This window comes from Pseudomonas sp. GOM6 (assembly GCF_029537485.1).
Taxonomy (GTDB): domain Bacteria; phylum Pseudomonadota; class Gammaproteobacteria; order Pseudomonadales; family Pseudomonadaceae; genus Aquipseudomonas.
Window position 1 is genome coordinate 44,236 of the sequence record NZ_JARPUS010000018.1, and the last position, 11,633, is coordinate 55,868.

10 protein-coding genes are annotated in these 11,633 nt (G+C 58.7%); 5 read left to right on the forward strand and 5 right to left on the reverse strand.

What is annotated here, in order from left to right; translation table 11 throughout:
• Window positions 1-13: 13 nt before the first annotated feature.
• The 5 genes from P7A97_RS17930 to dnaA all read right to left on the reverse strand — a co-directional run bounded on the left by P7A97_RS17930 (window position 14) and on the right by dnaA (window position 7,166).
• Window positions 14-895: a LysR substrate-binding domain-containing protein gene (locus tag P7A97_RS17930; RefSeq protein WP_277691482.1), complete on the reverse strand. Its 882-nt coding sequence runs from the start codon at window positions 893-895 to the stop codon at window positions 14-16.
• A 185-nt stretch (window positions 896-1,080) separates the two neighbouring features.
• The gene (gyrB, locus tag P7A97_RS17935; protein ID WP_277691484.1) at window positions 1,081-3,504 is read right to left on the reverse strand and encodes a DNA topoisomerase (ATP-hydrolyzing) subunit B; all 2,424 of its coding nucleotides are present in this window, start codon (window positions 3,502-3,504) and stop codon (window positions 1,081-1,083) included.
• A complete protein-coding gene (gene recF, locus P7A97_RS17940) occupies window positions 3,501-4,601 on the reverse strand; it encodes a DNA replication/repair protein RecF (RefSeq protein ID WP_277691485.1) in 1,101 nt (366 codons plus the stop codon). The genes gyrB and recF overlap by 4 nt, the downstream gene beginning before the upstream one ends.
• Window positions 4,602-4,608: 7 nt before the next feature.
• A complete protein-coding gene (gene dnaN, locus P7A97_RS17945; protein WP_277691486.1) occupies window positions 4,609-5,712 on the reverse strand; it encodes a DNA polymerase III subunit beta in 1,104 nt (367 codons plus the stop codon).
• A gap of 29 nt (window positions 5,713-5,741) precedes the next feature.
• Window positions 5,742-7,166 (reverse strand): chromosomal replication initiator protein DnaA, encoded by a 1,425-nt coding sequence (gene dnaA, locus P7A97_RS17950; RefSeq protein WP_277691487.1) that lies wholly within the window; start codon window positions 7,164-7,166, stop codon window positions 5,742-5,744.
• 523 nt (window positions 7,167-7,689) lie between these two features.
• Here dnaA and rpmH point away from each other — a divergent pair.
• The 5 genes from rpmH (at window position 7,690) to mnmE (ending at window position 11,586) form a co-directional block, all read left to right on the forward strand.
• On the forward strand, window positions 7,690-7,824 hold the full coding sequence (rpmH, locus tag P7A97_RS17955) for a 50S ribosomal protein L34 (protein ID WP_137973924.1): 135 nt from the start codon (window positions 7,690-7,692) through the stop codon (window positions 7,822-7,824).
• Between the two features lie 12 nt (window positions 7,825-7,836).
• Window positions 7,837-8,232 carry a ribonuclease P protein component gene (gene rnpA / locus P7A97_RS17960; protein WP_277691489.1) on the forward strand — a complete coding sequence of 132 codons (396 nt, stop codon included), beginning with the start codon at window positions 7,837-7,839 and terminating at the stop codon, window positions 8,230-8,232.
• Window positions 8,225-8,464 carry a membrane protein insertion efficiency factor YidD gene (yidD, locus tag P7A97_RS17965; protein WP_277691490.1) on the forward strand — a complete coding sequence of 80 codons (240 nt, stop codon included), beginning with the start codon at window positions 8,225-8,227 and terminating at the stop codon, window positions 8,462-8,464. Before rnpA ends, yidD begins: the two co-directional genes overlap by 8 nt.
• A gap of 3 nt (window positions 8,465-8,467) precedes the next feature.
• The gene (gene yidC, locus P7A97_RS17970; RefSeq protein WP_277691491.1) at window positions 8,468-10,141 is read left to right on the forward strand and encodes a membrane protein insertase YidC; all 1,674 of its coding nucleotides are present in this window, start codon (window positions 8,468-8,470) and stop codon (window positions 10,139-10,141) included.
• A gap of 77 nt (window positions 10,142-10,218) precedes the next feature.
• On the forward strand, window positions 10,219-11,586 hold the full coding sequence (gene mnmE, locus P7A97_RS17975; protein WP_277691492.1) for a tRNA uridine-5-carboxymethylaminomethyl(34) synthesis GTPase MnmE: 1,368 nt from the start codon (window positions 10,219-10,221) through the stop codon (window positions 11,584-11,586).
• Window positions 11,587-11,633: the final 47 nt, after the last annotated feature.

Consider the following 11,633-nt stretch of genomic DNA (forward strand, 5'->3'; position numbering starts at 1 on the left):
ACCTTGTTGTCGCTCAATCACCCTCTTCTTCCAGCAAACGAGAGAGTGACTCCGCCAACGCGACCACAATCGGTCCTGCACTTGGACGGTGAATGATCGCCACCTCGAACACATCAACCTCAGGAAGGGCAGACTCCTTGTCCAGCACACGGTGCTCATTGGTCACTGCGCGCAGCGGCAGCAAACCGATCCCCATACCGTCAGCCACCGCATCCTGGATGCCACTCAGGCTGGAGCTGGTAAAACTGATACGCCAGCGCCTACCGATAGACTCCAGCGCCGCAATCATCTCGTCACGATACAGGCCGCGTGGTGGGAATGTGACAATCGGCAGTGGGTCCTGATCGAATACCGGACTGCGCAGGCTGTCCACCCAGCGAGTCTTCTCCGACCAGCGCGCCACTGCATCACGGCTATTGCGACGCTGCTTCAACAACACCAGATCCAGTTCACCGCGATCATAGCTGCCAGCCAAATCTCGGCTAAGACCGGCAGTAACCTCCAACTTGATATGGGGATAGCGGCGGTTGAACTCGGCCAGATGACGTGTAGTCCTGCCAGCGGCAAAATCATCGGGGACGCCAATACGCACGACAACCGAAACACTGGCACCCTCCAGCGCCTCATGCAGTTCATCATTGAGCGCAAGCAATCGCCTGGCATACCCCAACACGGTCTCGCCGGAATCAGTCGGTAGCACATCGCGATTGCCCCGCTCCAGCAATCGGTACCCCGCCAACTCTTCCAGCCGGCGGATCTTCTGGCTCACAGTCGATTGTGTCGAATTCAATCGTAGTGCCGCGGTGGTAAAGCTGCCGCAGTCGGCGACCGTCACTAACGCCCGCAACAAATCCAGCTCGAACAAGCGGTTATTCGTTCTATCTATACGATCCATACCAGCATCCACTTTTCAAATCCGCATGCACTGGCTTGTAACAGGGCAGGCCCGCCACCAGCAATACACCCATTTCAATCCAGCAGGGCATTAGCAAAGAAAAAGCCCCCGCTGACTTACATCAGCAGGGGCTTTTATCTACACCATGTGACTGACAGATGGTCTGTCAGCCATGCAGGTAGGCCTTAGAAGTCCAGGTTCGACACCGCCAGGGCATTGGACTCAATGAAATCGCGACGGGGTTCCACAGCATCGCCCATTAGAGTGTTGAAGATCTGGTCGGCTGCGATGGCGTCTTCGATGGTGACCTTGAGCATGCGGCGCACACTGGGGTCCATGGTGGTTTCCCACAGCTGTTCGGGGTTCATCTCGCCGAGACCCTTATAGCGCTGGATGCTGTGGCGCTTGGTGCTCTCGGTCATCAACCAGCCCAGGGCATCCTTGAAGGTGCTGACCGCCTTCTTGCGCTCACCACGCTGCACGTATGCACCGTCTTCCAGCAGGCTGTTGAGCTGATTCCCCAGGGTCGTCACGGACTTGTAGTCGTTGCTGGCAAAGAAGTCGCGGTTGAAGGTGATGTAGTTGGACAGACCATGGGCCGTGACCTCCACCTCCGGCAGCCACAGGTGACGCTCACGATCCTCACGCAGGCTGGCACTGTAGGTCTGACCGGATTTCTCTGCAGCTTTCAGACGCGCCTGGAAGCTCTCCAGCCAGGTTTGCATGGCAGCCTGGTCAGCCATCTGGTCGAGAGAAACACTCGGCAGGTAGACGAAATGCTCGGTGATGTCCTTCGGATAGACCCGAGACAGGCGATCCAGGGTTTTCATCACGCTGCGGTAGTCGTTGACCAGCTTCTCCAGTGCCTCGCCGGAAAGACCGGGCGCGTTCTCGTTGACGTGCAGGCTGGCATCTTCCAGGGCCGACTGGGTCATGTATTCGTCCATGGCCTCGTCGTCCTTGATGTACTGCTCCTGCTTGCCTTTCTTCACCTTGTACAGCGGCGGTTGGGCAATGTAGATATAGCCACGCTCGACCAGCTCCGGCAGCTGACGGAAGAAGAAGGTCAGCAGCAGGGTACGGATGTGCGAACCGTCAACGTCGGCATCGGTCATGATGATGATGTTGTGGTAACGCAGCTTGTCGATGTTGTACTCCTCGCGACCGATACCGCAGCCGAGGGCGGTGATCAGGGTGCCAACCTCCTGGGAGGAGAGCATCTTGTCGAAACGCGCCTTCTCGACGTTGAGGATCTTGCCCTTGAGCGGCAGGATCGCCTGGGTCTTGCGGTTACGGCCCTGCTTGGCAGAACCGCCCGCGGAGTCACCCTCCACTATGTAGAGTTCGGACAGCGCCGGGTCTTTTTCCTGGCAGTCGGCCAGCTTGCCGGGTAGACCGGCGATATCCAGCGCACCTTTACGGCGGGTCATCTCACGGGCTTTACGGGCGGCCTCACGGGCGCGGGCAGCGTCGAGCATCTTGCCGACCACGGCCTTGGCCTCGTTGGGATTCTCCAGCAGGAAGTCGGCGAAGTACTTGCCCATTTCCTGCTCAACCGCGGTCTTCACCTCGCTCGATACCAGCTTGTCCTTGGTCTGCGAGCTGAACTTCGGATCCGGCACCTTGACCGAGATGATCGCGGTCAGACCTTCACGGGCATCATCACCGGTGGTGGCGATCTTGAACTTCTTCGCCAGGCCTTCCTGCTCGATGTAGTTATTCAAATGGCGGGTGAGGGCAGAGCGGAATCCAGCCAGATGGGTTCCGCCATCACGCTGGGGAATGTTGTTGGTGAAGCAGAGGATGTTCTCGTTGAAGCTGTCGTTCCACTGCAACGCCACTTCCACGCCGACGCCGTCTTCTTCGCGCTGAATATTGAAGTGGAACACCTGGTTGACGATGGTTTTGTTGGTGTTCAGGTACTCGACGAAGGCCTTCAAACCACCTTCGTACTTGAACAGCTCTTCCTTGCCGCTGCGTTCATCCTTGAGCAGGATGCCCACACCGGAGTTGAGGAAGGACAGCTCACGCAGGCGCTTGGCCAGGATGTCCCAGCTGAAGTGAATATTCTTGAAGGTATCGTCCGACGGCTTGAAGTGAATCTGCGTACCAGTGCCTTCACTGTCACCCACCGCCGCCAGCGGCGCCTGGGGCACGCCATGTACGTAGGTTTGTTCCCAGACCTTGCCGCTGCGGCGAATGGTCAGGATCAGCTCTTTGGACAGGGCGTTGACCACGGAAACACCTACGCCGTGCAGACCGCCGGACACCTTATAGCTGTTGTCGTCGAACTTACCGCCGGCGTGCAGCACGGTCATGATGACCTCGGCAGCGGATACACCTTCCTCCTTGTGCATGTCCACCGGAATGCCGCGACCGTTATCGCGCACAGTGATGGACTCATCGGGATGAATGGTGATGCTGATGTCGGAGCAATAACCGGCGAGCGCCTCGTCGATGGAGTTGTCCACCACTTCGAACACCATGTGGTGCAGACCGGTACCGTCATCGGTATCACCGATATACATGCCCGGGCGCTTGCGTACGGCATCCAGACCTTTGAGTACCTTGATACTCGAAGAGTCGTATGTTTTGTTTTCGTCGCTCATGGGTTCACTCCCGATGCGGTGATCACTCCATGTTCCACGTGGAACATGGCGACCGGCGTATCCGTGCGCCAGCCATCCTTCAAATATTCTTGGTCGACACAGGTGATGAACACCTGACACTGCAAATCGTCCAGCAGCCGGCACAAGGCCTGTCGATGCTGCTCATCCAGTTCCGACGGTAAGTCGTCCACCAGATAAATACACTGGCCATGTTTGGCCTGGTTCAGTAGATGTCCCTGGGCAATGCGCAAAGCACACACCACTAGTTTCTGCTGACCACGTGAGAGAATCTCTGCGGCATTATGCGCACCAAGGCGCAACCGCAAATCGGCTCGCTGCGGCCCTGCCTGGGTATGTCCCAACTGCTGATCACGGGTGAGGGTAGAAGCCAGGACTTCGGTCAAGGGTCTATCCTTGTCCCAACCGCGGTAGTAGCTCAGGGTCAGCCCATCCAGTTCCACAAGCTCGCGCAAAACCTGCTCGAAAACCGGTTTCAGAGCCTGGATATAAGCTCTTCGATAACTATCTAACTCGTCGCTGGCGAGACACAATTCGCGGTCCCAAGCCGCCTGCGACGCCGCGTCGAGTGTACCATGCCGCAGCCACGAGTTCCGCTGCCGCAGGGCCTTCTGCAGGCGCTGCCAGGCCGGCAGGAAGCGTTGTTCCACGTGGAACACTCCCCAGTCGAGAAACTGCCGCCGCACCTTAGGCGCCCCTTCAAGCAGGCGAAAGCTATCCGGATTGATAACCTGCAGTGGAAGTAACTCTGCCAGTTGGGCAGCACTGCGCGCATTCTGTCCGTCGATACGAATTTGCAGCTCACCTTGACGGTCACGGGAAATCCCCAAACTGTTGGAGATCCCGTTTTGCTGCTCAATCTGCCCGAAGACCGTGCAAGCAGGCTGCTCATGCTGAATCATCGGTTGCAGCTTGTTGCTACGGAACGAGCGAGCAAGCCCAAGCAAATGAATGGCTTCGAGCAGGCTGGTTTTTCCGCTGCCGTTGGCGCCGTGAAGGATATTGATGCGAGGAGAAGGAGAGATCGTCACCGGGCGCAAATTTCGCACCGCGGTGACGGTGACGCGGGAAAGGGACATTCAGTGATTACAGGCGCATCGGCATGACGACATAAGAAGAGTCGTCGTTGTCGGCTTCCTGGACCAGAGCACTGCTGTTGGAGTCAGAGAGAATCAAACGAACCTGCTCAGTGGTCATGACACCCAGGACATCCAGCAGATAGCTGACGTTGAAGCCGATTTCCAGGGAGCCGCCATTGTAGTCAACCACTACTTCCTCTTCGGCCTCTTCCTGTTCCGGGTTGTTAGCCTGAATCTTCAGCAGGCCCGCGGCCAGCTGCAGGCGAATGCCACGGTATTTTTCATTGGAAAGAATCGCGGTGCGGCTAAAGGCCTCACGCAGGGCCTGGCGATCGCCCACAACCAGCTTGTCGCCACCACGCGGCAACACACGTTCGTAATCGGGGAACTTGCCATCGACCAGTTTGGAGGTGAAGGTGAACTCACCAGTGGTCGCGCGAATATGGTTCTGCCCAAGAACGATCGCAACCTCACCATCCTGCTCGGTCAGCAGACGCGCCAGCTCCAGAATGCCTTTACGCGGCACGATAACCTGGTGCTTCTCGTTTTGTTCAATACTGGCCTGCATAGCACACATGGCCAGGCGGTGACCGTCAGTCGCCACAGCACGCAGGACACCTGTCTGAACTTCCAGCAACATGCCGTTGAGGTAGTAACGCACGTCTTGCTGTGCCATGGCGAAACTGGTGCGGTCGATCAAGCGGCGCAACTTGCTCTGCACCAGGGTGAAGGTCAGCGACCCCGGACCTTCTTCCACGGTAGGGAAGTCGTTGGCCGGCAGGGTCGACAGAGTGAAACGACTGCGTCCGGCTTTAACCACCAGCTTCTGCTCATCAAGGCGAATGTCGATCAGCGCATCGCTCGGCAGGCTTTTGCAGATATCCATCAGCTTGCGTGCAGGAACCGTGATTTCGCCCGGTTCGGCACTGTCTTCCAGCGCCACACGACCAACCAGCTCGACCTCCAGGTCAGTACCGGTGAGCGAGAGCTGCTGGCCTTCGACCACCAGCAACACATTCGACAAAACCGGCAAGGTCTGACGACGTTCGACGACGCCGGCGACCAGTTGCAGGGGTTTCAACAGGGCTTCGCGTTGAATAGTGAAATGCATGGTCTCATCCCTTGCCTTGTGGGCTGCGATCAGGTGGTCAGGGTGCGCAGCAGGTTCTTGTAGTCCTCGCGGATATCCGCGTCGGATTCCCGCAGTTCAGCAATCTTACGACAGGCGTGCAGCACTGTGGTGTGGTCTCTTCCGCCAAATGCATCGCCAATTTCCGGCAGGCTATGGTTGGTCAATTCCTTCGATAGCGCCATAGCGACTTGGCGCGGTCTGGCGACAGAGCGAGAACGCCGTTTGGAAAGCAGGTCGGATATCTTGATCTTGTAGTACTCGGCCACCGTGCGCTGAATATTGTCCACGCTGACCAGCTTGTCCTGCAGTGCCAACAGATCCTTCAGTGACTCACGAATCAACTCGATACTGATCGGCTGATTGGTGAAGTGTGAATGAGCAATCACCCTTTTGAGGGCACCTTCCAGTTCGCGCACATTGGAGCGGATACGCTGGGCGATGAAGAAGGCTGCATCATGTGGAAGGTCCACCTTGGTCTGCTCAGCCTTCTTCATCAGAATTGCGACACGGGTTTCCAGCTCAGGCGGCTCCACGGCGACCGTCAGGCCCCAGCCGAAACGTGACTTCAGACGCTCTTCCAGCCCCTCGATCTCTTTTGGGTAGCGATCGCTGGTCAGAATCACCTGCTGACCACCTTCGAGCAGAGCATTGAAGGTGTGGAAGAACTCTTCCTGGGAACGTTCCTTCTTGGCGAAGAATTGGATGTCGTCGATCAGCAGCGCATCCACCGAGCGGTAGAAGCGCTTGAACTCGTTGATGGCATTGAGCTGCAGTGCCTTGACCATATCAGCGACGAATCGCTCGGAGTGCAGGTAAACCACCTTGGCGTTGGGGTTCTTCTTCAACAGGTGGTTGCCCACCGCATGCATCAGGTGAGTCTTGCCCAGGCCGACACCACCATAAAGGAACAACGGGTTGTAACCGTGCTTGAGATTGTCCGCGACCTGCCAGGCTGCAGCCCTGGCCATCTGGTTGGACTTACCCTCGACGAAATTCTCGAAGGTAAAAGTACGGTTCAGGTAACTGGTGTGCTTGAGCGCTCCCTCCACCTGGACCGTACGCTCAGTCGGACGCGGTGCCGGCGGCGCAGTCACTGGTTCACGGGATGGTGCCTCGGCCACCGCAGGTGTGGAAGCCGGAACACTATTAATAGAAGGGGCAGGCGCAGCCATGCGCGGTGCCGGGCTACGCTTGCTGCCGATCAGTAACGACAGCGCCGGAGCTAGGCCATTTGCTCTCTCGGCTAGCAGCTCCAGCAAACGCATCATGTACTTTTCGTTGACCCAGTCGAGCACGAAGCGGTTAGGCGCATAAACGCGCAGCTCGTCGCCGGAAGATTCCACCTGCAAGGGGCGGATCCAGGTGTTGAATTGTTGCGCAGGCAACTCGTCGCGAAGCAGCTCCACACACTGCTGCCAAAGTTCTACGGACACGTATATCCCCTGAAATCGCTACGGTGGCGATGCAAAAAACAGCCTGCATTGTAGCCATGCCAGCACGAGTTATCCACACGAATAGGGAATTTCAGCCAAGCAAAATCAATGATTTATTTCTGTTTTCGCGGCGGGATCAGTTAATGCAAAAGTCTGTGGATAAAGGTAACGCAGCCCACTGCACAACCCCTAGGAGAAGCTGTCTAAAAGAAGGTGCTGTGGGTAAAGACTCAATCCTCCCACAGGAAAAGCACCAGAGCCGCACAAGAGCCTAACGCCTTACCGACATACTTATACCGTGCTAAAGACGAGCAATCACGAGGCGTAGAGGGCCTTGTCCACAGGCAACTGCTCCCCTAAGAGCAGTTATCACTTCAAGCTCTTAAAGAATTTCTTTCCATTTATCTTCTTTCTCAATCCAATGCTGGTTGGAAATTGACCTTGGGGCTCGGTTTCACTAGAATCGCCGGTCTCTTTAAACGGGGGCCATTCCGGCCCGTATGGACCACCCAGGTAAATCACCATGAAACGCACTTTCCAACCCAGCACCCTCAAGCGCGCTCGCACCCATGGTTTCCGCGCTCGCATGGCTACCAAGAACGGCCGCGCCGTCCTGTCGCGTCGTCGCGCCAAGGGCCGCAAGCGTCTGACCGTCTAATAGCCGGAACGGGTGGTGAGTCAAGGCTTCGGCCGGGACAAGCGTCTGCTGACTCCCCGGCAATTCAAATCCGTCTTCGACTCACCTAGCGGCAAGGCCCCTGGCAAGAACGTCCTGCTTCTTGCACGCGCCAACGAACTGGATCACCCCCGCCTCGGGCTGGTGATCGGCAAGAAAAGCGTCAAGCTCTCCGTCGAACGCAATCGTCTGAAACGTCTGATCCGGGACTCATTCCGGCTCAATCAGACCTTGCTCGGTGGACTGGACATTGTCGTGGTAGCCCGCAAGGGGCTTGGCGATCTGGAAAACGCTGAACTGCATCAGCAGTTTGGCAAGCTCTGGAAACGCTTGGCTAGGCAGCGGGCTGAAGCCTCTCCTCCCGGGGTAAGCGAAAGCCCTCATGCGTAAACTGGCCATCCTTCCGATCCAGTTCTACCGCTATGCCATCAGCCCCTTGATGGCCAGTCACTGCCGTTTCTACCCCAGCTGTTCCTGCTACACCCAGCAAGCCATCGAAACGCATGGTGTGCTGCGTGGTGGCTGGCTCGGCATTCGCCGCCTGAGCCGCTGCCATCCCTGGAATCCCGGTGGTTACGACCCGGTTCCACCGCTTTCTTCCTCCCCTTCGCTGACCGAGTAATCCATGGATATCCAACGCTCGATCCTGCTCGTCGCTCTGGCCATCGTGTCCTACCTGATGGTTCTGCAGTGGAACGAGGACTACGGCCAGGCCGCGTTGCCGGCCAACGCCACAGCCACCGTTGGCGGCCAACAGACCGCAAACCTGCCGGACACGCCGAGCAGCAGCACTAGCGCGAGTGACGTGCCGACCGCTAGCGGCGAAGCCACTCCGCAGCTGGCCGCCTCTGCTGCAGTCAGCGATGAGCTGATCCGTGTGAAGACCGATGTCCTCAAACTGGCCATTGATCCCAAGGGCGGCGACATCGTCCAACTGACCCTGCCGCAGTATCCGCGTCGCCAGGATCGCCCGGACGTGTCGTTCCAGCTGTTCGACAACGGTGGCGAACGCACCTACTTGGCGCAGAGCGGCCTGATCGGCAGCAACGCGCCCGACAAGTCCAGCGGTCGTGCGCTGTGGAACAGCGACAAGCGCAGCTACGAAATGGCCGACGGCCAGGATCAGCTGGTGGTCGAGCTGACCTACAGCGAGGGTGGCGTCAACTACGTCAAGCGCTTCAGCTTGGAACGCGGCCAGTACGACCTGAAGGTCGACTACCAGATCGACAACCAGAGCGGTCAGGTGTGGAACGGCAACTTCTACGCCCAGCTCAAGCGTGACGCCAGCGGCGATCCCTCTTCTACCACCGCCACCGGCACCGCCACCTACCTGGGCGCCGCCATGTGGACCGCCGAAGAGCCTTACAAAAAGGTCAGCATGGGCGACATGGACGAGAAGAGCCTGCGCGAAACCGTGCAGGGCGGCTGGGTAGCCTGGCTGCAACATTACTTCGTCACCGCCTGGGTGCCGTCCAAGGACAGCAACAACACCGTGCAGACCCGCAAGGACGGCCAGGGCAACTACATCATCGGTTTCACCGGCCCTCAGCTGAGCGTAGCCAACGGCGCCAGCCTGGAAACCGGTGCCACCCTGTACGCCGGTCCGAAGATCCAGAACCATCTCAAGGAGCTGTCTCCTGGCCTGGAGTTGACCGTCGACTACGGTGTGCTGTGGTTCATCGCCCAGCCAATCTTCTGGCTGCTGGAACATATCCACAGCCTGCTCGGCAACTGGGGCTGGTCGATCATCGTCCTGACCATCATCATCAAACTGGCCTTCTTCCCGCTATCGGCCGCCAGCTACAAGTCGATGGCGCGCATGCGTGCCGTATCGCCCAAGCTGCAGGCGCTGAAAGAACAGTACGGCGATGATCGCCAGAAGATGTCCCAGGCGATGATGGAGCTGTACAAGAAGGAGAAGATCAATCCGCTGGGTGGCTGCCTGCCGATTCTGGTCCAGATGCCGGTATTCCTGGCGCTCTACTGGGTGCTGCTGGAAAGTGTCGAGATGCGCCAAGCACCTTGGCTGGGCTGGATCACCGACCTGTCGATCAAGGATCCGTTCTTCCTACTGCCGATCATCATGGGCGCCACCATGTTCATCCAGCAGCAGCTCAATCCGACCCCGCCGGACCCCATGCAGGCCAAGGTGATGAAGCTGATGCCCATCATCTTCACCTTCTTCTTCCTCTGGTTCCCCGCGGGCCTGGTGCTGTACTGGGTGGTCAACAACGTCCTGTCCATCGCCCAGCAGTGGTACATTACCCGCAAGATCGAGGCGGCCACGGCGAAAGCCTGAACCCGCTAAGCTAAACAAGACGCCCCCTCGTGGGGCGTTTTGCTATCCGCAAGATATCCACAGCCGAGAGCCCGACCATGACCACCGCCCGCGAAACCATTGCCGCAGTCGCCACCGCCCAGGGCCGCGGAGGGGTCGGTATCGTTCGCGTGTCCGGGCCTCGGGCACGGGCCATCGGCATCATCCTGGCCGGACTGGAACCCAAGCCGCGCCACGCCCATTACGGCCCCTGGCACGATGATGACGGCGAGGTGATCGACCAGGGGCTGCTGCTGTTCTTCCCAGGGCCGCACTCCTTCACTGGCGAGGACGTTCTGGAGCTGCAGGGCCACGGCGGCCCGGTAGTGTTGGATATGCTGTTGCAGCGTTGCCTTTCGCTCGGAGCCCGTCAGGCACGACCTGGCGAGTTCAGCGAGCGTGCCTTCCTCAACGACAAACTTGATCTGGCCCAGGCCGAGGCCATTGCCGACCTGATCGAGGCCAGCTCGGCCCAGGCCGCGCGCAACGCACTGCGTTCGCTGCAGGGGGAGTTCTCCAGGCGCGTGCATGAACTGACCGAACGACTGATCCAGCTGCGCATCTACGTCGAAGCAGCCATCGACTTTCCCGAGGAAGAGATCGACTTCCTCGCCGACGGCCATGTGCTGAGTCAGCTGGATGAGGTTCGCGACTACTTATCCACAGTGCTGCGCGAAGCGGGTCAAGGTGCCCTGCTGCGCGACGGTATGAATGTGGTGATTGCCGGCCGGCCCAATGCCGGAAAGTCCAGCCTGCTCAATGCGCTGGCCGGACGCGAAGCGGCCATCGTCACCGATATCGCCGGCACCACCCGCGACGTACTGCGCGAACATATCCACATCGATGGAATGCCCCTGCATGTGGTGGACACTGCCGGCCTGCGCGATACCGAAGATCAGGTCGAACGTATCGGCGTGGAGCGCGCGCTCAAGGCCATCGGCGAGGCCGACCGGGTGCTGCTGGTGGTCGACTCCACCGCACCGGAGGCAGCCGATCCCTTCGCCCTGTGGCCGGAGTTCCTCGACGAAAAACCTGATCCGGCGCGGGTTACCCTGATTCGCAACAAGGCCGACCTGTCGCAAGAAAAGGTCGGCCTGGAAACCTGCGACGATGGCCATGTCACACTCACCCTATCCGCCAAATCGTCCGAAGGCCTTGAGCTGCTCCGCGAACACCTCAAGGCCTGCATGGGGTTCGAGCAGACCGCCGAAAGTGGCTTCAGCGCGCGCCGTCGTCACTTGGAAGCACTGCGTCAGGCCCAGGCCAGCCTTGAGCATGGTCGCAATCAACTGACCCTGATGGGCGCCGGCGAGTTGCTGGCCGAAGACCTGCGCCAGGCCCAACACCATCTCGGCGAAATCACCGGAGCGTTCAGCTCTGACGACCTGCTCGGACGTATCTTTTCCAGCTTTTGCATCGGTAAATAGTCCATCTGGGCTTATCCCGAGCCCGCCTAAACCCTGTGGAAAACCCG